At 31.0% G+C, this 23,777-nt stretch carries 24 protein-coding genes and 1 pseudogene; 7 read left to right on the forward strand and 18 right to left on the reverse strand.

What is annotated here, in order from left to right; genetic code table 11:
• Window positions 1-71: 71 nt before the first annotated feature.
• Window positions 72-785: pseudogene (locus N4A57_RS18490) on the forward strand (sulfite exporter TauE/SafE family protein).
• A gap of 34 nt (window positions 786-819) precedes the next feature.
• On the opposite strand, the gene N4A57_RS03780 reads toward N4A57_RS18490, so the two are convergent.
• The 9 genes from N4A57_RS03780 to N4A57_RS03820 form a co-directional block, all read right to left on the reverse strand.
• Window positions 820-1,203: a CoA-binding protein gene (locus N4A57_RS03780; protein WP_293656243.1), complete on the reverse strand. Its 384-nt coding sequence runs from the start codon at window positions 1,201-1,203 to the stop codon at window positions 820-822.
• A gap of 19 nt (window positions 1,204-1,222) precedes the next feature.
• On the reverse strand, window positions 1,223-1,870 hold the full coding sequence (locus N4A57_RS03785; RefSeq protein WP_330671437.1) for a YigZ family protein: 648 nt from the start codon (window positions 1,868-1,870) through the stop codon (window positions 1,223-1,225).
• A 69-nt stretch (window positions 1,871-1,939) separates the two neighbouring features.
• Window positions 1,940-2,371, reverse strand: a complete 432-nt coding sequence (locus tag N4A57_RS03790) for an NUDIX hydrolase (protein WP_293656244.1) — start codon at window positions 2,369-2,371, stop codon at window positions 1,940-1,942.
• A 173-nt stretch (window positions 2,372-2,544) separates the two neighbouring features.
• The gene (locus N4A57_RS03795; protein WP_293656245.1) at window positions 2,545-3,210 is read right to left on the reverse strand and encodes a HEAT repeat domain-containing protein; all 666 of its coding nucleotides are present in this window, start codon (window positions 3,208-3,210) and stop codon (window positions 2,545-2,547) included.
• A 10-nt stretch (window positions 3,211-3,220) separates the two neighbouring features.
• Complete coding sequence (hflX, locus tag N4A57_RS03800) at window positions 3,221-4,519, reverse strand: GTPase HflX (protein ID WP_293656246.1); 1,299 nt, start codon at window positions 4,517-4,519, stop codon at window positions 3,221-3,223.
• A 137-nt stretch (window positions 4,520-4,656) separates the two neighbouring features.
• Window positions 4,657-6,003, reverse strand: a complete 1,347-nt coding sequence (locus N4A57_RS03805) for a sodium-dependent transporter (protein ID WP_293656247.1) — start codon at window positions 6,001-6,003, stop codon at window positions 4,657-4,659.
• A gap of 329 nt (window positions 6,004-6,332) precedes the next feature.
• A complete protein-coding gene (gene yunB, locus N4A57_RS03810; protein WP_293656248.1) occupies window positions 6,333-7,004 on the reverse strand; it encodes a sporulation protein YunB in 672 nt (223 codons plus the stop codon).
• Between the two features lie 266 nt (window positions 7,005-7,270).
• The gene (locus N4A57_RS03815; RefSeq protein ID WP_293656249.1) at window positions 7,271-8,035 is read right to left on the reverse strand and encodes a hypothetical protein; all 765 of its coding nucleotides are present in this window, start codon (window positions 8,033-8,035) and stop codon (window positions 7,271-7,273) included.
• A 76-nt stretch (window positions 8,036-8,111) separates the two neighbouring features.
• Entirely contained in the window at window positions 8,112-9,275 is a 1,164-nt protein-coding gene (locus N4A57_RS03820; RefSeq protein WP_293656250.1) for a glycosyl hydrolase family 18 protein, read from the reverse strand.
• A 183-nt stretch (window positions 9,276-9,458) separates the two neighbouring features.
• On the opposite strand from N4A57_RS03820, the gene N4A57_RS03825 reads away from it, so the two are divergent.
• The 3 genes from N4A57_RS03825 to N4A57_RS03835 all read left to right on the forward strand — a co-directional run bounded on the left by N4A57_RS03825 (window position 9,459) and on the right by N4A57_RS03835 (window position 11,982).
• A complete protein-coding gene (locus tag N4A57_RS03825; protein WP_293656251.1) occupies window positions 9,459-9,692 on the forward strand; it encodes a carbohydrate-binding protein in 234 nt (77 codons plus the stop codon).
• Between the two features lie 177 nt (window positions 9,693-9,869).
• The gene (locus N4A57_RS03830) at window positions 9,870-11,102 is read left to right on the forward strand and encodes an LL-diaminopimelate aminotransferase (protein WP_293656252.1); all 1,233 of its coding nucleotides are present in this window, start codon (window positions 9,870-9,872) and stop codon (window positions 11,100-11,102) included.
• Window positions 11,103-11,271: 169 nt separating this feature from the next.
• Window positions 11,272-11,982 (forward strand): RluA family pseudouridine synthase, encoded by a 711-nt coding sequence (locus tag N4A57_RS03835; RefSeq protein ID WP_293656253.1) that lies wholly within the window; start codon window positions 11,272-11,274, stop codon window positions 11,980-11,982.
• 49 nt (window positions 11,983-12,031) lie between these two features.
• Here N4A57_RS03835 and N4A57_RS03840 read toward each other — a convergent pair whose 3' ends face one another.
• Window positions 12,032-12,223 carry a hypothetical protein gene (locus N4A57_RS03840; RefSeq protein WP_293656254.1) on the reverse strand — a complete coding sequence of 64 codons (192 nt, stop codon included), beginning with the start codon at window positions 12,221-12,223 and terminating at the stop codon, window positions 12,032-12,034.
• Window positions 12,224-12,303: 80 nt separating this feature from the next.
• On the reverse strand, window positions 12,304-14,319 hold the full coding sequence (locus tag N4A57_RS03845; protein WP_293656255.1) for a methyl-accepting chemotaxis protein: 2,016 nt from the start codon (window positions 14,317-14,319) through the stop codon (window positions 12,304-12,306).
• Window positions 14,320-14,566: 247 nt separating this feature from the next.
• Between N4A57_RS03845 and N4A57_RS03850 the strand changes: the two genes are divergently transcribed.
• On the forward strand, window positions 14,567-14,932 hold the full coding sequence (locus N4A57_RS03850) for a hypothetical protein (protein ID WP_293656256.1): 366 nt from the start codon (window positions 14,567-14,569) through the stop codon (window positions 14,930-14,932).
• 339 nt (window positions 14,933-15,271) lie between these two features.
• Here the strand turns inward: N4A57_RS03850 and N4A57_RS03855 are convergent, their stop codons facing one another.
• The 7 genes from N4A57_RS03855 to N4A57_RS03885 all read right to left on the reverse strand — a co-directional run bounded on the left by N4A57_RS03855 (window position 15,272) and on the right by N4A57_RS03885 (window position 21,653).
• Complete coding sequence (locus N4A57_RS03855; RefSeq protein ID WP_293656257.1) at window positions 15,272-16,525, reverse strand: glutamate-5-semialdehyde dehydrogenase; 1,254 nt, start codon at window positions 16,523-16,525, stop codon at window positions 15,272-15,274.
• 9 nt (window positions 16,526-16,534) lie between these two features.
• Window positions 16,535-17,683 (reverse strand): glutamate 5-kinase, encoded by a 1,149-nt coding sequence (gene proB, locus N4A57_RS03860; protein WP_330671438.1) that lies wholly within the window; start codon window positions 17,681-17,683, stop codon window positions 16,535-16,537.
• Window positions 17,684-17,952: 269 nt separating this feature from the next.
• Window positions 17,953-18,600, reverse strand: coding sequence for an HD domain-containing protein (locus N4A57_RS03865; RefSeq protein ID WP_293656258.1), 648 nt, complete (start codon window positions 18,598-18,600; stop codon window positions 17,953-17,955).
• A gap of 76 nt (window positions 18,601-18,676) precedes the next feature.
• On the reverse strand, window positions 18,677-19,186 hold the full coding sequence (locus tag N4A57_RS03870) for an ECF transporter S component (protein ID WP_293656259.1): 510 nt from the start codon (window positions 19,184-19,186) through the stop codon (window positions 18,677-18,679).
• A 158-nt stretch (window positions 19,187-19,344) separates the two neighbouring features.
• The gene (locus N4A57_RS03875) at window positions 19,345-20,103 is read right to left on the reverse strand and encodes an acyl-CoA dehydratase activase (protein WP_293656260.1); all 759 of its coding nucleotides are present in this window, start codon (window positions 20,101-20,103) and stop codon (window positions 19,345-19,347) included.
• A gap of 16 nt (window positions 20,104-20,119) precedes the next feature.
• The gene (locus N4A57_RS03880; RefSeq protein ID WP_293656261.1) at window positions 20,120-20,368 is read right to left on the reverse strand and encodes a DUF3343 domain-containing protein; all 249 of its coding nucleotides are present in this window, start codon (window positions 20,366-20,368) and stop codon (window positions 20,120-20,122) included.
• A gap of 10 nt (window positions 20,369-20,378) precedes the next feature.
• On the reverse strand, window positions 20,379-21,653 hold the full coding sequence (locus tag N4A57_RS03885; RefSeq protein WP_293656262.1) for a double-cubane-cluster-containing anaerobic reductase: 1,275 nt from the start codon (window positions 21,651-21,653) through the stop codon (window positions 20,379-20,381).
• 264 nt (window positions 21,654-21,917) lie between these two features.
• On the opposite strand from N4A57_RS03885, the gene N4A57_RS03890 reads away from it, so the two are divergent.
• The gene (locus N4A57_RS03890) at window positions 21,918-23,105 is read left to right on the forward strand and encodes an esterase/lipase family protein (RefSeq protein WP_293656263.1); all 1,188 of its coding nucleotides are present in this window, start codon (window positions 21,918-21,920) and stop codon (window positions 23,103-23,105) included.
• A 142-nt stretch (window positions 23,106-23,247) separates the two neighbouring features.
• On the forward strand, window positions 23,248-23,475 hold the full coding sequence (locus N4A57_RS03895) for a DUF3892 domain-containing protein (protein WP_330671439.1): 228 nt from the start codon (window positions 23,248-23,250) through the stop codon (window positions 23,473-23,475).
• The last annotated feature ends 302 nt before the right edge of the window (window positions 23,476-23,777 follow it).

A 23,777-nucleotide genomic window follows, 5' to 3' on the forward strand; every position in this document is an offset into this window, starting at 1 on the left:
GTCAATATATTCATAAAAATCCTTTAAAAGCTCAAACTAATAGTACGAATTCATAGTTTATAGGAGATTATATGAAAAAAGTCATATTATTTAAATTATTATTGTTAGGTTTTTTCTCAGGTTTAATAAATGGTCTCTTTGGTTCTGGAGGAGGAACCATTTTAGTACCGGGTATGTTTTTTTTAACAAAAATAGAACAACATAAATCCCATGCCACAGCCATATCCATTATTCTTCCTCTAACTATACTAAGTACATACATATATATGAAAAATGGAAATATAAACTGGACTATTGGAATTAAAATCATCTGTGGAAGTGTCATTGGCGCATATATAGGTGCAAAGCTACTTAGTCATATTCCAGAAAAAATTCTAAGAAAAACTTTTGGCCTGTTCATGTTAATTGCAGCCCTAAGGATGGTGTTTTGATTGTTTTATGTACTAGTAGGATTATTATCTGGAGTCCTAGGAGGAATGGGCATAGGTGGTGGCACCATATTAATTCCAGCTCTTATAATGTTCACAAACTTAAACCAACAACAATCTCAAGGTCTAAATTTACTTTGCTTTATCCCTGCAGCTCTAGTGGCCTTCATAACCCATTTAAGAGGTGGATATATAGAAACCAAGTTCTGCATGCCATTAATAATAACTGGTCTTTTAGGGGCTCTTTTAGGGGCTAGTGTGGCCGTTAAAATGCCATCCTCTTTCCTAAGGAGGCTATTTGGAATTTTTTTATTATTCATGGCCCTTTATGAATTTTTTTACAAGGAAAAAAAATAAGACTCCATTCATCATATGAATGAAGTCATATTTTTTATGCTAATTCAACTAATACACACTTGTCATATACAAAATTCAATTCTAATTCCTTTGCGATTTTCTTAGTTTCTTCATTAAAAGCACCAGGCTGTGCCCATATATGCTTAATATTCATATCCTTAATTTCTTCAAGGGATTTATTAGTTATTTTAGGGTTTACTATAATGCTTACACATTCCACCTTTTCTGGCAGAGAGTCTATAGAATCATAACACTTTTCCCCTTCTATTTCATTACAATTAGGATTTACTCCATATACTTCATAGCCCTTATCCTTTAATTTTTTATACACCTTATATCCAAACTTATCCACATTGTCAGAAGCTCCCATTACAGCCCATTTTTTCTTATGTAGCATGATATTAACTAAATTTTCCATAATATAACCTTCCTTTTTATTAGAATTTAATCTCATCTTTAAGTTTATCTAAATACAAAGTATCTATTATCTGGATTTTAGTTTTACCCTTTGTAATATTCTTTACTATATTATCTAATTTTTCCGTTTCTTCCACTTTAGAGTATACATATATATTCACACTATCATCAAATTCTGTGTTCTTTATAATATAATTATTATTCATAATCTCATTTTGCATTTTACCTAAAAGAGTATATTCTATTCTTATTTTTACAAAGTCATGTAATACTTTATTGACTACTTGACTCTTATTTATTCCTAGTTTAGCTGTACTAGTATAGGCTCTTACCAGCCCTCCTGTACCTAATTTAGTTCCTCCATAGTATCTCGTTACTACAATGGCCATATCTTTTATTTCTTCCTTTTTTATCATTTCCAAAATTGGAAGTCCTGCAGTACCAGATGGTTCTCCATCATCACTATATCTTTGTATTTCATAATTCTGGCCTAGTACATATACGGGTACATTATGGGTTGCTGTTTTATGTTGTTCTTTTACACTATTTATAAAATTAATAGCTTCTTCCTCTGTCTTTACAGGTTTTACGTAGGCTATAAACCTTGACTTTTGTATTGATTGTTCATCTTCTCCGTATTCATATATAGTTTTATATTCCCTTATCAAAGCAAAATCCCCCTTGCATATTCACACATATAATTAGTAAAAAGAGTAGTATTCACTACTCTTTTACAATTATACCATTATTTCCTGTACAATTAAGGATTTAAATTTATTATATGACAAACGAACTAATGATTTATCCTGACTATAAGTAATCATATCCAATGCTTTATCTACCTTAAAAAAACCCACATCTATAAAATCTAATTCTTTATTTAAAACACAATCCTCATTTAGGGCCCTCATTAAGTACCAATTGATTTCATTGCAAACGGGTTTTTGTCGGGAAATAGAAAAAAATTCGTAACAAGTATCTCCCACCGATGATACTATTTCCGCATCCACTCCAGTTTCCTCTCTGACACGGTCAATAGCAACATCACAGGAAAGATTCCCATTACGAATTACACCCTTTGGAAGTATCCATTCATTTTTTTCATTTCTCAATAGAAGCACCTTATCCTCTGAAAATACAACTCCACCTGCACAATTTCTAAAAAGCATTGGAAACGCCTCCTTTTTATTTTATTATATAATAAATTCTGTACAATTGGTATAATTTTCTAAATTTTCTTTTATTTTTGTTATATACATTATAACCTTTGTTTTCTTTACTTATATTATTGACCCTTTATAAAAAAAAATACTAAAAAAACGGCTTAATAAAATTAAACCGCTTATTTCTTAATCACTCTTTTATCTATTTCCTGAACTGATTCTAGTATGGCCCTTTTTACATAAGCTTTTTCCTTAGGATTTCTTAGGATTTCATTTAATATTTCCTTTGATTTTTCATCTCCTATATGACCTAAGGCTTTAACTGCATATTGCCTTACTTGAGGATTAGAATCCCTTAAAAATTTCATTAAATAGGGCTTACTTTTTTCATATTTCAATTTCCCCATGGCAGAACATGTAACTCTCCTAATATTTACAAAGGGATGATTTATCTCCCCATAAATTAGGGGAAGCAACTTTTTAACGCCAAGTTCCCCTACTATCCAAATTAGGGTCAATTTATCATCATAATTTTTAATATTAGGATAAGATATATATATATCCTTAGCTAAAGATTTCTTTTCTTCCTTTGAGAGGTTTACAATTATTTTTTGCCTTTGGGTTTTGCTCATTTCAAGTAAATAATCTAATAGTTTTTTCTCTTCCTTCTTACGAGATCTAAGCCTGGCCTTTGCATTTACTAGTTGTTTTTTCACTTCATTTAAACTAATATTTCTTATACGACCTATTAGTTCTAAGCTTTTGCCTTCTTTATATAATAAATATGTTATAGTATCATCATCTAAATCTTGTGTATTAGACCAGGAAAATTTTATTTTTTCCATTTTTCATCTCCTAACCTTCTAGGATGTATTGGTTATATTTATTATAATCTATATTATCAAGCTTTGTCTTTACTAAAGTACCCTTTTCCCCATATTCTTGACTATAAACATTAGTCTTATCACATAAATAAGAAAGTATATTTCCCTTATCATAAGGTATTAATAGGGTTACTTCCTTCATATGGGAAAATATTTTTTCTTTTATTTTTTCTATTAAATTATCCAATCCAATTTCTTTTATTGCCGATATTTCTAATGTATCATCATTATCCTTTAATATATTATTATTCTCTAGTCTATCTATCTTATTGTAAACTAATATATTCTCCTTGTCCTCTACGCCTAATTCCTTTAATACAGAATTAGTTACTCTCATTTGCCCTTCATAATCTTCATTTATACTATCTACCACATGGATTAGTAAATCTGCATCTTGAACTTCTTCTAATGTGGCCTTAAATGCATCAACCAAGTCATGGGGTAGTTTACTTACAAATCCTACCGTATCAATTAAAACAAACTCATCCTTAGAAGGTAGAGTAATCTTTCTATGGGTAGTATCAAGTGTGGCAAAGAGCATATCCTTTGCGAAAACACTTTTTTCTATATCCTGTTCACAAATTTCTAATATTTTGTTCATTAAAGTTGATTTTCCTGCATTAGTATATCCCACTAGGGCCACTACAGGAATTTCATTCTTTTGCCTTTGCTTCCTTTGAACCTCCCTATTCTTCTTAACTTCATCAATTTGTTTCCTTATGTCACTTATTCTTTCTAATATATGTCTTCTATCTAATTCTAACTTTGTCTCCCCAGGTCCCCTAGTACCTATACCAGCACCTGTTCTAGAAAGGGATCTTCCAAGACCTACTAATCTTGGCAACCTATACTTTAATTGTGCTAATTCTACCTGTAGTTTACCCTCCTTTGATTTTGCCCTTTGGGCAAATATATCTAGTATAAGGGCAGTTCTGTCTAATACAGTAACTTCTATTCTTTCTTCTAAATTTCTAATTTGGGCTCCCGATAATTCTTCATTAAATACTACTAAATTAGCATCTAACATATCACATAGTACTTTTATTTCATCAGCCTTTCCCTTTCCAATATAAAATGTACTATCCACTTTAGGCCTCTTTTGGATAATAGTATCTATTACTTCACCACCGGCTGCCTTAGTCAATTCCCTTAATTCCTCTAAGGAATTTTCCATAGTAAGTATTTCATTTCTTTTTCCCGTATCTAATCCTACTAATATGGCCCTTTGCTTCACTTCTAAAATCACTTCATTATTTTCATTAAATTTCATATGTTCACCAACCTCAACTATTTAAATGATAAATAGATTATTTAATAACCCAATAATATTATTATAATCAAAAAAAAATTAATAAAAAGGAAAAAAATAAAAAAATCAGGAAATTCTCCCGATTTTTTGAATATGTCTTATGTTAATGAACGTATAAATACTACTAATATGGCTGCTGGCCCCACATACTTAATTAAAAATACCCATAAGCCTTCAAGTTTAAATTCTAATGTTCCATTATTAGTAACTTCTTTTATAGCTTCATCTGTGCCCCAAATCCAACCTACGAAAATACATAATAACAATCCACCTAATGGAAGTAAAAAGTTACTTACTATATAATCATAAGTATCAAAAAATCCTCTATCTCCTAACAAATGAATATCTGCCCAAGGACCCATTGATAAGGATGCTGGAACTCCAATTAAAAAAATAGTTCCTGCAATTGCCCATGTGCTGAATTTACGATTCCATTTCCATTCATCAACCACATATGCAACACATACTTCAAGTAGGGAAATAGATGATGTTAATGCAGCAAATAGAACTAGTATAAAAAACATTATGGCAAACAAATTACCTAAGGGCATTTGAGAAAATACTGCTGGCAATGTGACAAATATAAGTCCTGGACCTGCCGCTGGTTCAAAATTAAATGCAAATACTGCTGGTAACACGGCTAAACCTGCTAATAGGGCTATGGCAGTGTCACAAAGGGGTATTATAACGGCACTCTCTGGAATATTCGTATCCTTGCCTAAATAACTTCCATAGGTTATCATACATCCCATCCCCAAGCTCAAAGAAAAGAATACTTGTCCTAGTGCACTTAAAACAACCTCCATATTTATTTTAGAGAAATCTGGCACTAATAAATACTTAACACCTTCTATTCCGCCTGGCAATGTTATGGCTCTTCCTGCTAATAGAATAATAAATCCAAATAAAGCTGGCATCATTATTTTACTTGCCTTTTCAATTCCTCCACCTACTCCACCAAGTACTATTAGCAAAGTTAATAACATGAATATGCTATGGTATATTATAGGCCTTGTAGCATCTGCTACTAAATTACCAAACATATCTCCAAGCACAGCCGGGTCACTTACATTTAATCCTCCTGTTAAAGATTTAATTACATAGTTTATTACCCAACCTCCAACGACACTATAAAATGATAATAGCATAAATCCAGCTAATACACCTAATCCACCTACAAATGCCCATTTTCCCCTAAGCTTTCTATAAGCTCCTACTGCATTTAATTGAGTATGACGTCCTAAGGCTATTTCTGCTAACATTAATGTGAAACCAACTAAAAATAAAATTATGAAATATACTAGCACAAAGGCTCCTCCACCATTTTTACCTGCCACATATGGAAACTTCCACAAGTTACCAAGCCCTACTGCCGACCCAGCAGCTGCTAAAATAAATCCTATTTTCGATCCCCATTGTTCTCTTTCTTGATTTACATCTTTCACAACTAAGCCCTCCTTTTTCTCATAACCTAGTATTTATGTAGTTTTAGTTAAACTACTGCAAGATTAAAGGTCTTATTTAAATAAATTAATCCTTAAATTGAAAACCATCCTCGTAACAGAAAAAATATTTTTAAATTTATTTCATACGAAATCTTGGTAAAATAGCCTATTATATATATATGATTATCTACTTTACCTTTTATTATTAATTCTTTTATTTGAAATTATTACATATATTTCCATGCTTTTTTACCCTTTCACTACAATATATAAAAATAAAAAAAGTAACAAAGATTTTAATCTCTGATACTTTTTTATTTTTTAGGTTCTTACTCCGTTGGAAATACGTTAGTTGCCTCATCTTTAGGTACCTTCATGTAAGTTTCAGGTACTTTTCCAAGTATGACAGTTTCTGCTATTGGTATTTCACTTTGTACACTAGCTGCTTGGGATGAAAATGGAACTATAATCCTAACTTGAGTAGTGACTACTAGGTATATTTTATGGCGAGTTTGGTTTATGCCAGATTCTTCAAATTCCGTTTTAAATGTTACACTAGACATACCTATCGGTGTAACATTTATAGTTATTTTAGGACCATATTTGGCTAACAATTGACTCTTAAAGACAGTTCCTAGTGGAACACTTACGGAGGATGTTTTAATTTTTTTTATGTTATCTTGAATAGATAAGGCCACTTCAGAAGCCACCTGATTCATCATTACCGTATTGGCTTGCATCATAGTAATATTTCCATTTATATCTGTTCTTATAAATATTAGATCTTCATATTTTATATGTTCATTTATCTTTTCATTTACAGATTGATTTATAGCCCTTGTGGCTATTTCTCTAGCCTTTACCGTAGCAATAGTTAAAAAAGCTGGTTTAACTTTTTTGTCTATAAATATGAATCCATATATGGAAAATAAGAAAATTAAAGTTAGGGATATGAAAACTTTAAAACTTCGTCTTTTATGTACTCTTTTATTTCTAATCAAAAAAATCCCCCCTTTATATTCCTATGCAATAATAATTTTTTTGTGAGTAATATATTAAAACTATTTATCTTATTAAATTCCAATTAGGCTCATTAACGAAATAAAGTAGTCAAATTACTCAGTAATTTTGTTCAATTTATTAATTGCTCTTCTTTCATTTTTTCTCCATATTCATTATAAAATTATAAGATTATTGAAAAAAAGTCTTCATAAGGAAGACTTTTTTCAATAATCTCTAGATAATGGGCCTTCTTAAAATGCTATTTTTAAGATGCCTTATATATTTGTCTTTCCATTTCATCAATAGATCTTTTATCAAATGGATTGTTCATTAAAGCCGTAGCATACATAAATGGATATTCTACCTTTAAATATTCCATATATACTACCCATTCGTAAGTGATTAGCTTATATATTCTTATTATGTCACCCTTTAAATGTTCCTTATCCCTTTCTTTTATTTCATCCATACTGGATCTAAAATTAAGTTCCTCTTGTAGATGAAATACTGCCTTTAATAAATCTGTGAACGTGTCGTGTTCTAGCAAATAAGGATTTTGCATCATTCCCATTAGAAAATTTCTAAGGGAGTTTAAAAATTCCTTTAACTCTAATAAATTAATTTTTTCTATATGCACATCATATTCATAATCTTGTGCTAAAACTTTTAATTCTTTGAAAGTTATATCTTCACAATCTTTACAAATTATTAACCTCTCTCTTATTTTATCTATATTAGAATCTGAACTTATAAAGTCTTTTAATAGTTTTAATCCCACTTCACTAAAAAACAATCCTATTAGGGTGTTTAACTTCTCCATTATCTTCATTTTTTCTTTTTTTTCAATGGCACCTTCAATTATTAATGTTACTAATAATACTTCTATTGGTATAAAAGCCACATGCTCAAAACTAAATACTAATATGTGGTGCATATCCCTAAATGCCAGATAGTGAAAAGCATATAAAATTAAAGATAATCCTAATAATCCCAATCCTAATAAAACTTTTTCCTTATATTCTTTAAACACATTGTTCCCTCCTTTGTTAAAATACCTCTGTTAGTATAGCATGAAAGTATTCACAAAGGCAAAGATTTGATTTATACTAAAAAATTGATTGGATTTCTTGCCAAACATCTAGATGAAGGGAAGTTTTCCCAGAACTATAAAACTCTGGTATACTACCTATTCTCCAAATAGATATGCCTCCCAAACCAAATTCATCTACAAGGTTTATTTTTTCAAATACACTCCTTTTATCTTCATACCAAATTATATTCTTAGTTGAATCTTCTCCATTATAATAGGTTATACATGGAGATTTAGATTTTATATCATAAAATATTATATTATCTACAGAATTCCCCTTTTCAATTTCCCTTTCTACCCTTTCATAGATTTTTTCATAGGTAGGTTTAGATGAATAGGCTATATTATCCTTTGTCTGTGTGTATATATATCCATCTTTTATCTTCCATTGGCTAGTGCCAAAATTTATTTGTAAAAGTATTTTCTTTTTATCTTCTATTCCCGTTTCTTCATTTGTAATGTAATCTAATGTCTTTCTTATATTATCTATTGGTCCAAGGGGAGAATAGACTGTCTCAGCCCTTTGTATTTGAATGTTTTTAAAATCGTAATCATGGGCCATGACTATGACTTTGTCTGCTATTTCTCCTATGGTCTTATAATCATAAGACTTATACCAATCACTTGCAGGCACCATCACATACAATTCCTTATTGTTCTCACTTAATTTTCCTTTTAAATTTCTTAAAAAATTACTAAAATTATCCCGTTCACTTTCCTTTAAATTTTCAAAGTCTATTATTATACTATTAAAATTAATATTTTTCCCTGAAATATTATTTGAATTAATTTCACCCATAAGAATTTCTACGAGCTCATGTTCTTTTTCTAAAATTTTACTTAAATTATCTTTAGCATAAACATTAAGACCTGTACTTATTTCATATTTATTAGCTATTTTTAAGGGATCCTCATAACCATATGGAACATAGAAATCATTATTGTTTGTAGGCTTCATATTTAAGATTATAGAATCTTGTTCTTCGTCATAGGTTAATCTGCTCCATCCAAATCCTAGGGAATCTATATTTTTAATGGATTTATTTTTTTCCATACTACTAAATTGATCATATGAGTTTATGGCATAAAACCCATGGACAAACATCTTTTCTTCCCCATAGGAAAAATTAATAGACAGTCCAAAAACCAAAATACTTATTAATATTATTTTTTTAATCATAACGCTCCTACCTCTCTCTGTTTCTCATATATAATAATACCATTTTTAAACAAGTATAAAAGACCTTTTTCAATTCATTTTAATTTTAAAATTCTACAAGGACTTATATTTTTAATTGTCACAGGCAGAATTTCTAAAAAATATTATAGTATAAATACTGTTTTATAGGAGGGTAATATTATTATGTCTCATTATAGTAATTCTCCCTATTGGAGGGCTTATAATAGCCGTAACATGACTGAAGATACAGAGTATGAAAATAATTTAGAAAAATGGAATCCTAATAAAACCTATTATGCTGATTCTACAATAACCTACAATGGTAAAGTTTACGAAGCTAAATGGTGGACTAAAGGGGATATTCCTAATGAAAAAGTGGCTAATCCCTGGGAAACTCCATGGAAATTGATAAAATAGCTAAAGGGATGTGAAAAATTCACATCCTTTTAGCTATTTTACTAAAGTATTTTTTCATTTTTATTACATGAAAGAACATTTTTCTTATTAAAAGAATAAAATATCTTATGTATAAGATATAACTTAATTGAAATAAAACTTTTTATAATTCCAACTTACTATAAAGGAGGTTTCCTTATGGAATTTATCAGAGATAATATAGCTGACAGATTTAGAGACAAAAGCTTTGATATTGCTAAAAGGGACTATAAGTTTATGAAGATAAAAAAAGCTAAGGAAGATATAAAAAAGAAATACCCTAATATTCCTATAATTGATATGGGGGTAGGGGAACCTGATAAACCAGCTCATAAAAATATATGTGATATACTTTCTTTAGAATGTCCAAAGAGTGAAAACAGATTCTATTCAGACAATGGTATCCCAGAGTTTCAAGAGGCTGCTGGAAATTATTTATATAATTTATTTGGAATTAATAATATTGATCCTAAAAGGGAAATACTCCATGGTATAGGAGCTAAATCCATTTTATCCATACTGCCCCTATGCTTTATTAATCCAGGAGACATAACCATTACTACAATTCCTAGTTATCCTATTATATCCACTCACACCAAATACTTAGGTGGAGTTGTATATGGCCTTCCCTTAACCCATGGAAATAATTTTTATCCAGATTTTTCAAATATTCCAAATATAATTCTTCACAGGTCCAAACTCTTATATATTAACTACCCTAATAATCCTACAGGCCAAGTTGCCACAGAAGAATTTTATAAAAGGGTCATTGATTTTGCCCATAGGTACAAAATAATAGTCATTGCAGATTCTACTTATGCTCCCCTTACTTTTGATGGAGAAAAACCCCTTAGCTTTTTATCCTTAGATGGTGCAAAGGAAGTTGGAGTAGAAATTCATTCCTTATCTAAAGCTTTTAATATGACTGGCTGGAGACTGGCATTTTTAGCTGGTAATAAACAAGTTATAGACATATATGCTAATGTAAAAGCAAATTCAGATTCTGGACAATTTAGGGCAATTCAAAAGGCAGGCCTTTATGCACTGAATAATTATAACCTTATATATGAAAATTCTAAGCGTTATTCCAGACGATTTGATCTATTAGTAGATGCCCTAAGTGAAATAGGTTTTTCAGTAAGTAAACCTAAGGCCACCTTCTATCTATATGTTCCTATTCCAAAGGGAACTGCTGATGGAAAAGTATTTAAGGATGCAGAAGATTTTTCATTGTACCTACTAGAAAAAAGTATGATATGTACCGTTCCATGGAATATACCAGAACCTTACGTGAGATTTTCTGTAACCTTTGAAGCTGAAAACGAAGAAGAAGAAATAAATACTATTAATGAATTAAAGAATAGACTAAAAAAATTAAATTTAGTGTTTTAATATTAAGTTAATGTGGATTAAGGCATATGAAAGAAATAAACTAGTCAGTTCCCTGAGGAATTTGAATATGCCTAATTCCACATTTTTATTTTTTTACCATATATACCTTGACAAAAGATCATATATGACTTTTACTAATTAAGTAACTAGTTTATAAGGAGGACATATGATGGATCCTAAAATAATATTTGAAGATAAGAACATAATAGTAGCTGAGAAACCACCTAAAGTACCTTGCCAGGATGATAAGAGTATGGATACTAGCCTTCTTTCCATACTTAGAGAGCATATAAAGAAAAATAATCCTAACTTAAAAAAGGTTTATTTAGAAATTGTCCATAGATTAGATAGACCTGTAGGAGGAATTATGGTTTTTCCAAAGACAAGGGAATCTAATCAAAATCTATCTAAACAGATTTCAGGTAGATCCTTTAGGAAAGATTATTTAGCCATAGTTTGTGGAAAACCCACTGAGGAATCTATGGAATTAACAGACTATCTAAAAAAACTAAAAACGGTAAATATGAGTAAGGTTACTACCCAAGATGATAAAAATGCTAAAAAAGCTCTATTAGAATACAGGGTCATTGAAACTATAGATACGGAAGAGTTTGGACATCTAAGCCTATTACATATAAAGTTAAAAACAGGTCGTCACCATCAAATAAGAGTTCAATTATCCCACATCGGTTTTCCCCTTTGGGGAGATACTAAATACAACAAGGAATTTATGAAAAGAAAAGATTGGTCCCAAATTGCCCTATGGGCTTATAAGCTAAATTTTAAGCATCCTGTAAAAAAAGGGTATTTAAACTTTAGCACATTACCAGGTGATACCTATCCATGGAATTTATTTAACTTAAGAAAAGATTTAACTTAATAATTTAGATATACTAAACAAAGCAAAAAAATACCACCATCTTAGGTGGCTATTTTTTTACTTTGTTTAGTATACCTTTAAATGATAAAACTATTCTGTCATACTTATTTTCTACAAATAGAATATATAAAACTAGGACTATTATGGCAGATGTTCTATAAATGGCTACACCGTCAATTATTAGACTAACTAATATTATAGGTAATAATATAAGGGTTAGTAAATTTATGAGTATTTTCATTACTAAAATCCCCCTTTATACTTATTACTTCATTATATGCATGAAAGAGAAAAAAGTCTTCCCAAGAGAAGACTTTTTTTCTATATTTCAAATTTATTTACCATTTCACCTAATTCTTTTACTGCCTTTAGCTGAATGTACGCTGCATTAGATATTTCTTCTACTGATCCAGTTACATCTCCTATGCTTTCGGCTATATCCTGAGATCCAGAAGCAGATTCTTCTATTGTAACAGATACTCCTGATACAGCTGTATTCATTTCATCCATAGCTGTAGAAATTTCCACAGTGGCTCTTGAGAAATCCTCTAATAGCTCTTTTACTGACTCTGAATCCTTATAGTACTGCTCTCCTGATTCTTCTAAGAACTCATAATCTTTCATTATATCCCTATTTATAAAATCTAATATATCAGTAGCATTACTAGTAAGTTCCTTTACTGACAATTGTACTTCTTCTATTACACTTTCAATTTGTCCAACACTATTTGAAGACTCTTCTGCTAGTTTTCTTACTTCCTCTGCAACTACTGCAAATCCTTTCCCCTGTTCTCCTGCTCTAGCAGCCTCTATAGCTGCATTTAGTGCAAGTAAGTTTATTTGCTCTGATATGGAAGATACAGCATTTGACATGTCCTTTATCTTTTCTACTACTTTACTTCTTTCAACTGCATTAACAATCTTTTCTTGCTTCTCCTTGTACATTTTAGTAGTTACTTCCTTAGAATTTGCTGCATTTTCCTTCATCTTAGAAGCTCTAATGTCAATCTCTTTTGCTATATAATTTCCCTCTTTAGCCTTGTTAGATAAGTTCTTAGAAGCCTCTGTTATTTCATCTATAGATGCTACTATTTCTTCTATAGCTGCACTACTTTCTTCCATTCCTGCTGCTATTTCTTCTGTAGTAGCTCCTACATTTTGAATTTCTGCCGTTATTTTTTCTGCTACACTTGAAAGTTCTTCACTAGATTTATTCACTTCATTTGAATTCCTTATAATTCCATTTATCATGTGCCTAATATTTTCCATCATTTCATTAAAGGCCTTACCTACGAAACCAATTTCATCATTTCTCTTAATATTTACCTCTGCCTTTAAATGTCCTTTAGAAGCCTTCTCAGCCACCTTTGATAGTTCTCCTAATGGCTTTATTAACTTCTTAATGTAAATATATATGCAAAGTCCACATAATGCGAAGAGTATTAAACTATAGATTATACTTTTCTTTACAACTTCTTTTATAGTCTCTTTCACAGGCTCTAATGAAAGGCCCACATTTATGGCCCCCATATATTCTCCGTTAATATCTAATGGTAACAATACCTCATAGGTTTCTATTTGATCCTTATACATATATGTACTTGTATATGGTTTTTTGTCTATAACTGCCGATTTAACTCCTTGATCTTCACTTAAATCTTTTCCAATTCTATCCTTGTCACTATGGGCTATTGCTTTTAATTTTTCATTTACAATAAGGGCAAATACAATATCTTTACCTTTAGCCAGTTCTTCCATAATTTTTTGTTTACTAAAAGCCTTTTCAGTCTCCCTTACCTTATCTGCAGATATTCCAACCTGTATTACTCTTCCATCAGCCGTTTTAATAGCACCAAATTTATATTCCTTATCAGATTCCGTATCTGCTCTTATAGGTTCCATAATTTCATTTATTTCACCTTTAAATAACCTATCTGCAGGATGATCTTCTCCATATACAAATCCCACATATTCATCATGATTTGAGTTGACTATTACCCTATTTACAGATACATTTATTTGATCAATACCAGCTTTTTGGCATATATCTTTCAAATATTTATTAGATACATGGCCACTTACCTCTATTGTTTTTGCTGCTATTTTAATCTTATCTTCTAATTGCTTTTCAAGGTTTATTACAGCCATTTCGTTAATTTCAATCTTTTGTGATGTTTCCTTAATCAGCCTAAGAGCATTATCAGCCATTTGCTTTTTCATATATTTATCAATCATAAAACCTGATAATGTAGTAATTATTACTATTATTATGGTCATTGTTACAAAAAATGCGCCTAAGGTTTTCGTTCCTATTGATGATTTCTTTTTCTTACTCATCTGCATATTTCCTCCTTTTTTTACATAATTTCCTCTTAATATACATTTTACCAGTATACTCGCCCTTTTTCAAAAAGAAACTTCTTTTTTCAGCTTCTTTTTAAATTTAAAAAAATATTATTTCTTTTGCATTTTAGATTTTTGTAATAAACAAAAAACTATATTAATATGATTATAATAGAAATACGTTGTTGAAGATCTAAGTGTACAACAACTCATATAAAGCTTAAATATGGAGGAAATTTATATGCATCCTTATGACTCTCTTAACAAAGAATGTGTTAATGTGATACTTACTAGATTAAATGAAGGAATTCCCTTAAGAAAACTATATTTTGAACTACGCAAAAGTAAACTATATAATAATTCATTAGGATCTTTAAAATCCCAAATATCTAGAAACTTCAAGCAAATCCGAGATGGAGATATTACTAAATGGACCTATTCTAGCACTAGAACTTCTCCCAATTTAAAGGGATTACTAGAAAAGGCTACCTTTGAAATTAATCAAATGCAAAAATTACATGTTAATGAAGACGAAAAGGAAATAGTTATAGAAAATATAGATAAACTTCTTGAAAAACTAGTAAAGTTTAGAAACTCTCTAGAATAATTAATAAGGTATATGAAAAAATAAACCAGTAAAATGACTATAGATTTATCAACACTAGGCTTTCTTTATACAGTAACTTGCCTACAAGGGAAAATATATTGAAAATTTTTGAAATTGAGGAACGTCACAACATCCTATGCTACTTGAACATGACTCATGAACCTATCTACGAAGATTCATACTTTCGTTTGTGACAAGGACTTCAATGGAAAAAATTTCAATATATTTTCCTGAAGTAGGCCCACATAAAGCAAGTTTGAAAATGATAAATCTATAATTTATTTTTTGAATATGCCTAAATTAAAAGATGCCCATGAAAAATCACAGGCATCTTTTAATTTATCTTATTTGTCCTTCTCCATATATGGTGTATTTAAAAGTTGTAAGTTCTTTTAATCCCATAGGACCCCTTGCATGGAGTTTTTGAGTGCTTATTCCTATTTCGGCCCCAAATCCAAATTCTTCACCATCAGTAAATCTAGTTGATGCATTTACATAAACGGCTGCTGCATCTACCTCTTGTAAAAACCTCTGTGAATTGTTGTAATCCCTAGTAAGGATAGATTCAGAATGATTAGTTCCATAAACATGTATATGTTCTAAGGCTTCATCCATATTATTAACTACTTTAATAGCTAATATTAAATCTAAATATTCAGTACTCCAGTCTTTTTCATTGGCCAATACTATATTTTCTAATATATTATTAGCCTTCTCACAACCTCTTATTTCCACATTTAATTTATCTAGCTTATCATGTAGCTTAGGTAAAAACTCCTGAGCTATTTTTTCATGAACTAATAGGGTCTCTAGTGCATTACATACGGCTGGTCTTTGAGTTTTAGCATTGATTATTATGTCAATTGCCCTTTCCTTGTGGGCCCATTCATCCACATATATATGGCAATTACCTACTCCTGTTTCAATTACTGGAACAGACGCATTTTTAACTACTGCTTGAATAAGACCAGCTCCCCCCCTTGGAATTAATACATCTATATATCCATTTAGTCTCATCATCTCATTTGCAGCTTCCCTATCTGTTATTTCTATTAAGTTTATACACCCCTCTGGCAATCCAGCTTCCATGGCAGCTTTAGATATGACTTTAATTAGAGCTATGTTAGAATTAATAGCCTCTTTGCCACCCCTTAGTATGGCCACATTTCCTGACTTAATACAAAGTCCTGCTGCATCTACCGTTACATTTGGTCTTGCTTCATATATTATACCCACAACACCTAGTGGCACTCTCATTTTCCCTATTCTTAAGTTATTAGGTCTCTTTATCATAGACACCATTTCCCCAATAGGGTCATCTAAAGAAGCCACCTGTTTAAGGCCTCCTGCCATGGCCTTTAATCTATCTTCTGTAAGTAGTAGCCTGTCTAATAAAGCCTTTGTAAATCCATTGTCTTCACCATTTTTCATATCCTTTTTATTCTCATTTAAAATATATTCTTTATTATCTAGTAAAGCTTGCGCCATCCTTATTAAGGCTTTGTTTTTAGTTATTGTATCTAGGTTTATCATCCCTCTAGATGCTTTTTTGGCCCTTTTACCTATATTTAATACATAATTCTTCATATCCATATTATTCCCCTACCTTTTCATTATAACTAAATTATTAGCATGGATTACCTCATCATAATCCTTATGTCCAAGTATTCTTTCTATTTTACTACTCTCAAATCCCTTTATCATATCTATATGGGTGGAATTGTAGTTAGTAACCCCATGGGCTATTTCTTCATTGCTCATATTAAAAATTGCTAAAACTTCTCCCTTTCCAAACTGTCCCTCAACCTTTACTATTCCTGCCGGTAACAGACTCTTTCTATTTTCTAATAATGCCCTTTTTGCTCCCTCATCCACATATATTTTATTCCTCGGGTTTGTAACAAAGGCCATCCAATGCTTTTTAGCCTTGAGAGTTTCTTCTTTCCTTTGAAAAAACGTGCCTACCTCTTCTCCATCTACTATCATATTTAGTATATTTTTCTCACTACCATTAGCTATGACAGTACATACACCAGAAAAAGAAGCTATTTTACAGGCTCTTATTTTAGTTATCATACCACCCGTTCCTAATTTAGATCCAGCGCCATCTGCCATATTATATATGGACTCGTCAATACTTTCCACATACTCTATTCTCCTAGCATCTTTATTTTCCTTTGGATTAGAATCATAAAGGCCATCTATGTCCGTTAATAAAACTAATAGATCTGCGTTTACCAAACTAGCCACCATGGCAGATAGGGTATCATTATCACCAAATTTTATTTCATCAACTACCGTTGCATCATTTTCATTAACTATAGGAATTACGCCCTTATCCAGTAGGGCAGAAAAAGTATTACTAGCATTTAAAAATCTATGTCTATCTGCCATATCATCCCTTGTCAACAGAATTTGTCCTGTTATTTTTCCATATTCTGAAAAAAACTTACTATACATATGTAGTAATACACCTTGACCTATGGCTGCAGCTGCTTGCTTCTCGGGGATAGTTTTGGGTCTTTCATCTAATCCTAATTTTCCTACACCAGCACCTATAGCACCTGATGAAACTAATACTACCTCAATCCCTCTATTGTGTATGTCTGCCAATTGTCTAACTAAGTTTTCTATTCTAGACAAATTTAACAATCCAGTAGAGTGAGTCAATGTAGAAGTTCCAACCTTAACTACAATTCTTTTGCAATTTTTTATGTGTAGTTTTTTATTTTTCACTTCATTTTCTGTCACATGACCACATCCCTTTTTTATAGATTTTTCAAATTATAACACATAAAAGTTCCTTTGTCTAAGGATAAGTTTCATTATATGAACCAACAATTCATTTTGCGAAACTTTTAATCCCATTATAACATAGTATCCTATTGATAATGGCTAAAAATTAATACTAAAAAATCGTAGGATCTACGATTCCCTATGAGACCCTGTGGTTCCCTTCCACGCAGCTAAGGTTGCTGCCCCTCCTATAACGTAAAAGAAGGATATGATTTAATCATATCCTATTTTTCTCCATTCCATTCTTTATAAAATTCTTCTAAGAAATTTTCCATAAATCCATGTCTATTTTCAGCTATTCTTTTTCCTGCTTTAGTATTCATTTTGTCCTTTAATAATAACAATTTTTCGTAAAAGTGATTTATAGTATGACCCTTACTATTTTTATATTCTTCTAAATTAGAATACTCCCTAGGGCCCTCGTTAGGATTATACATTTCTCTATTTTTATGACCTCCATAGGCAAAGGCCCTTCCTATGCCTATAGCACCTAATGCATCTAATCTATCTGCATCTTGTACAATTTCACCTTCTAAAGTACTTTGTTTTGCAAAAACAGTTCCTCCCTTAAAGGAAACATTTATTATAATGTCCATAATAGTTTCTATTTCATTTTTATCATCTATAAACTTATCTAATAACATTTGTGTCTTTTCAATTTGTCCTTCTTCACCATAAAATTTCCAATCATATAAATCATGAATAAGGGATGAAATTTCCACTATGAACATATTGGCATTCTCTTCTTTAGCCATATTTTTAGCCATATTATAAACTCTTAAAGTATGCCACCAATCATGGCCTGACCCTTCTCCCATTAACTGATTTTTTACTATATCCTTTATTGATTCAATAATTCTTTGTCTTTCCATAAGAAAAATCCTCCATAATTTCTATACAAAAATTATAACAGGACATTGAAATTTTTCAATGCCCTTTAAAATCTTATTAAATTTTTAAATATGCCTTTTTCACTTGTATACCAAGGGGTAGAGCTATTAATATGCCTATTGTTGTAGTTAAAATAGACCCTGGTATTTTGCTTATAGGCCCTATGAAACTTCCTGTAAAAAATACATTAGTAAAATAATAACCTACTAAAGATACAATCCCTCCTATTACATAGGCTCCTAAATTTACTTTCAGACTAAGACCTTCGCCTGATTTATGAACTAATTTAGATACTATATAAGCCATAAGGCCCTTGATTACTAAAGTAAAGGGTGCATAGGTAACATATCCTCCAAATATATCAAATAAAAACATACCTCCTCCCGATGCAATAGCAGCATCAACAGGATCTAGTATTAGGGCCGTTATAAAAAGGGCTGTAGTACCTAAATGCATCATACTACCTCCCACAGGTACATGAATGTAAGTAGCCACCATGTTAAATGCCATGAGTAGTCCTAACAATACAATTCTTTTTACATGCCACTTATTCTTTTCCATTTCCATTATATTCTCCCCTTTATTCCATATTTTATCATAATAAGTACAATTTAATTATTCCATATTTTTTGTACCTAGTCAACAGTACATTTTAAAATTGTATCTATGTTATCCATTATATTATAGCGTAAAAAAATGGATACAGTTACTGTATCCATTTTACCTTAAAATCCCTTTATGGCAGCCCCTAAAGCTCCTACTATTTGAGAATCATCAGGGACATATATTTCCTTTTTTACTTTTTTCTCTATTATATTTTTTACTAAATTACTTTTGGCTACGCCCCCACTAAACCCTATGACTTCCTTTGAATTTACCTTATGTAATATGGAAAAGGCCCTATTTCCTATAGACTCTAATATGCCTAGGAAGATACTTTTTTTATCTATTCCCTTTGCAAGTAAACTTATAATTTCTGATTCTGCAAAAACAGTACACATACTACTTATCTTTTGAGGAGTTAATTCTTCATTTAATTCTTCGTCTATATTATCTATATCCATATTTAAAGTTACAGCCATAACCTGTAAAAATCTTCCTGTTCCTGCTGCACATTTATCATTCATAAAAAAATCTAGGACATTTCCATTCTCATCCACACTTATAACTTTACTATCTTGTCCTCCTATATCTAGGATGGTTCTTATATTAGGATTTAAAAAATGCATTCCTTTAGCATGGCAAGTTATTTCCGTTATGGCCCTGTCAATAAAATCCATGGATATTCTACCATAACCTGTTCCTATTACCTTTTTTATTTTACTTTTATCTAAATTATTTCTCTCTATTATTTTATTATAAGCTTCCTTAGCACTTTCCTTAGGGCTCCATCCTGTGGGAATTATAATTGAATCCACAATCTGTCCATTGAATAATACTGCCTTTGTAGCTACTGAACCTGAGTCTATTCCTATAGAGTACACTACTATTTCCCTCCATTTATATATTAATAAATTTTTTTCTTTTCTTATTTAATTCATGGATTCCTTCTATCTTCAAATTACTATTTTCTTCAATAAGTTTTTCAACTAATTCTCTATCTTCTTTATTTATCATTATTGATATACCACAACATATGCTTAATTCTCGTGGAGTTGGAGAAATAGTGTATTTAATATTATTTTCAACTAAAATACGTTCCATAAGCATTCCATTAGAATGGTTAGGAAATAATATATACAAATTCATGTATTCTCACCTATTTATCTAGCATTTCTAAAAAGGCCTCTAATCTAGTTTTTATTTGACCTGCATCTTCTAATCCATAGCCTGTTTCTATCATAATAACTGGAATACCTTCTTTTTCTAGTGCTTCCTTCACACTCATGTATTCTGCTGCATAACACGTACAAAATGGTAGTGAATAATATATTACACCATCTGCCCTATATTCCTTATACATATTTATAATATCATCTATTCTACTTTTGTTAGGAGTAAATACGGCACAATTAGTTTTCATATATCTACTCGCAAGATTCTTAATCATACCCTCCATGTCCTTTTCTTCCTCAGAAACTAAGTTCTTAAAATATTTAGTTCCCGTACAAGTTTCTTCTGCAACTACAGCTGCATTACTAGTTTCTATTATGTGATGCATCTTCCAATTTGGTATGGCCATAGGTGTTCCTGTTATTAAAAGCCTTGGAGCATTTTCTTTGTACACTCCATTATTTTCTTTAATCCTTTCATCTAATTCATCACATAGTTTATTAGTCATTTCAATAAACCTTTTAGGATCATCATAAAAAGCAATTTGAGTTATTAATAATACGTCCTTTCCACTTATAGGTGGATTATCTACTTTTCTAAAATCATATAATCTCTTTAATACATTTCTTTTTTCGTTGTGCAATTTTATTTTTTCGTATAATTCTTCTTCTGTAATATTATGACCTGTCACTGATTCTATTTTTTCTTTGAATAATTCCACTTCCTCTTCCCAGTGTTTTTTATTCTTATCCCTTTTCATCTGTGGTAATTCCATCACATGTGTATCTATTTCTTCGCTAAAAATCTCCCATGCCTTTTTCTTAGCATCACAAGTGGTCTCTCCTACTATTAAATCACAGGATTGAAAGTATGGACAGGTTTTACCAAAATAAGCTCCAACTGCTGCCTTTACTAAGGGACAGGTATTTTTAGGTACTATCTTTTCCCCATCTGGGTGCCAAAAGTCAGATCCTGCACATAATCCCACACTTACAGCTCCTGCTGCCGTTATTATTTCATCAGGTACAAAAACGCAAAATGTTCCCACTACCTTTTTATTTTCTTTTTTTCCTTCATTTAACTCCTTAACCCTAAGACCATGAATTTCAGAAACAACCATATTAAAATAATTCATACCCTCTGGTCTATTTTCTTGCTCCATATATATTTCTCCATAAAACTCTGGTAACACTGCACATAATTCATCGTGTTTTTCTAAATCCATATCTAACGAACTCCACATTTCTCTGTAATCAGCCATATTGTAACTCCCCCTCTTTAAATTCATAATATAAAATTATTTTAATTCAATAAATAGGATTTTTTTATAAATATTAGAATAATCTATAATTAAATAATTTGTATAAGGTTTATCTATATAAAAACAAAAGGAAAATACATAAAATTTATATATTATTCTTCTATTCAATTCACCAAGGAATGTTTTTTTTCGTAATATAATATAAGATAGGTTGTTTTACAATTATCATATTGGGAATTTAATAATAAAAGGGGGTGTATTTTAATGGCTAATTCCTATCCAGTCATTTTCGTTCATGGATTTGGTGGTTGGGGAAGGGGCGAATTATTTAATGTACTTTATTGGGGAGGAACACAGGAAGATTATGAAAAATATTTGAATCAAAGTGGTTTTGAATCTTATACGGCCACTGTAAGTCCCTTTTCTAGTAATTGGGATAGGGCATGTGAACTATATGCTTATATAAAAGGAACTAGGGTAGACTACGGAAAAGCTCATTCTTCCAAATATGGACATGATAGATATGGAATGAAATTTAGAGGAGTATATAAAAAATGGAGTCCTATAAACAAAATCCATCTGATTTCCCATAGTATGGGAGGGCAAACTGTAAGAGTTTTATCCCATCTATTAAAACAGGGTTCCTTAGAGGAAATAGAATCTGTTCTTGGAAAGAATCCTAGTAAAGTTCAAATCAATAAGGCTGTTCACGAGGGCCTTTTATCCCCATTGTTTGTAGGAAGTACCTCTTCTATCCATTCTATTACTACTATTGCTTCACCACATGATGGCACCACTTTAACCCAAGGGGTTTTAGGTGTTATTCCCTATGCACAAAAGTTAGTAGCCCTCGGCGCTGCCCAATCATCACTACACAAATCTAACTTTTATGATTTTAAACTAGATCACTGGGGGTTATACAAGGGTAGCAGTGAAAATTTTATAGATTTTGCAAAACGAGTATGGGAAAGTCCCCTTTGGAATAAAACTAAAGATATAAGCGCTTGGGATCTAAGTCCCCAGGGCGCAATGGAATTAAATAGTTGGGTAAAAGCACAAGATGAAGTGTACTATTTTTCTTGGTCCACTGAAAAGACAAAGGCTAGCCTATTGTCTAAGAAGCAAATTCCTAAAAAGGACCTTCATCCTATTTTAATTCCATTTGCCCTATTCATGGGATCATTTACTGACAATGATAAAAATAAAGTTTCTATTAATAGAAATTGGTTTCAAAATGATGGTGTAGTAAATACCATTTCAATGAATGGTCCAAAACTTGGTTCTAAAGATATAATTAAAAATTTTATAGGTTCACCTCAAAGGGGCATTTGGAATCATATGGGCCTTTTAAAGGATACGGACCATATGGATATTATTAGCTTAAGCTCAAAGGAAAAGAAATCCTATTGGTACAAAAAATATGTGGAATTTTTATACTCTTTGGATTCATAAGATGCCCTAGGGCATCTTTATTTTCCTTTAAATTCAATGCTTTCACTCCCATTTTAAAATGAATACTTATAATTTATCATATATATTATATTGAATAATTTCAAGATTAAATGCAATCCTATCTAATATAGGAGGGATTATGATGGATAAACAGGAAATAATAAAGGTTAGAAAAGATTCAAATGGAAATATTACTGATGTAATGTTATCTGATGGAAATGAATGTACTATAAAACAGGCCATATCCATGGCTAAAGAAGGATTAATAGGTGGAGTTCACGTGGTTAAACCTAAAAAGGGAAAAGAATATTTAAGAACTAATAGAAACGAAACGGATGGAGATAATTTAGATAGTTTAGCCTTATTTTAATAAATAAAGGGAAGATATGTTTACTAATATCTTCCCTTTATTTATTATTACATATTCATTATGAACTTTTCTAATATGTCTTCATAAATCTCCATAGATTCTATATTTACATATTATATGATAATATTATCTATATATAGATTTCTTGGTTGTAAATTTGTTTTATACAGTAACTTGCCTATAAGGGAAACGATTGAAAATCTTTGGAACCCTGGAACGTCACAACATCCTATGCTACTCCAACATGACACATGAACCTATATACGAAGATTCACACTTTCGCTTGTGACAAGGACTTGGGT

The organism is Anaeromicrobium sp. (assembly GCF_025210435.1).
In the GTDB taxonomy this organism is placed as follows: domain Bacteria; phylum Bacillota; class Clostridia; order Peptostreptococcales; family Thermotaleaceae; genus Anaeromicrobium.

Coding starts and splice junctions, on each gene's coding strand:
- N4A57_RS03780 (WP_293656243.1), bottom strand. CDS start 1,203: ATGGAAAATTTAGTTAATATCATGCTACATAAGAAAAAATGGGCTGTA.
- N4A57_RS03790 (WP_293656244.1), bottom strand. CDS start 2,371: ATGCTTTTTAGAAATTGTGCAGGTGGAGTTGTATTTTCAGAGGATAAG.
- N4A57_RS03795 (WP_293656245.1), bottom strand. CDS start 3,210: ATGGAAAAAATAAAATTTTCCTGGTCTAATACACAAGATTTAGATGAT.
- hflX (WP_293656246.1), bottom strand. CDS start 4,519: ATGAAATTTAATGAAAATAATGAAGTGATTTTAGAAGTGAAGCAAAGG.
- N4A57_RS03820 (WP_293656250.1), bottom strand. CDS start 9,275: ATGATTAAAAAAATAATATTAATAAGTATTTTGGTTTTTGGACTGTCT.
- N4A57_RS03825 (WP_293656251.1), top strand. CDS start 9,459: ATGTCTCATTATAGTAATTCTCCCTATTGGAGGGCTTATAATAGCCGT.
- N4A57_RS03830 (WP_293656252.1), top strand. CDS start 9,870: ATGGAATTTATCAGAGATAATATAGCTGACAGATTTAGAGACAAAAGC.
- N4A57_RS03835 (WP_293656253.1), top strand. CDS start 11,272: ATGGATCCTAAAATAATATTTGAAGATAAGAACATAATAGTAGCTGAG.
- N4A57_RS03840 (WP_293656254.1), bottom strand. CDS start 12,223: ATGAAAATACTCATAAATTTACTAACCCTTATATTATTACCTATAATA.
- N4A57_RS03845 (WP_293656255.1), bottom strand. CDS start 14,319: ATGAGTAAGAAAAAGAAATCATCAATAGGAACGAAAACCTTAGGCGCA.
- N4A57_RS03850 (WP_293656256.1), top strand. CDS start 14,567: ATGCATCCTTATGACTCTCTTAACAAAGAATGTGTTAATGTGATACTT.
- N4A57_RS03855 (WP_293656257.1), bottom strand. CDS start 16,525: ATGGATATGAAGAATTATGTATTAAATATAGGTAAAAGGGCCAAAAAA.
- N4A57_RS03865 (WP_293656258.1), bottom strand. CDS start 18,600: ATGGAAAGACAAAGAATTATTGAATCAATAAAGGATATAGTAAAAAAT.
- N4A57_RS03870 (WP_293656259.1), bottom strand. CDS start 19,186: ATGGAAATGGAAAAGAATAAGTGGCATGTAAAAAGAATTGTATTGTTA.
- N4A57_RS03880 (WP_293656261.1), bottom strand. CDS start 20,368: ATGAATTTGTATATATTATTTCCTAACCATTCTAATGGAATGCTTATG.
- N4A57_RS03885 (WP_293656262.1), bottom strand. CDS start 21,653: ATGGCTGATTACAGAGAAATGTGGAGTTCGTTAGATATGGATTTAGAA.
- N4A57_RS03890 (WP_293656263.1), top strand. CDS start 21,918: ATGGCTAATTCCTATCCAGTCATTTTCGTTCATGGATTTGGTGGTTGG.
- N4A57_RS03895 (WP_330671439.1), top strand. CDS start 23,248: ATGGATAAACAGGAAATAATAAAGGTTAGAAAAGATTCAAATGGAAAT.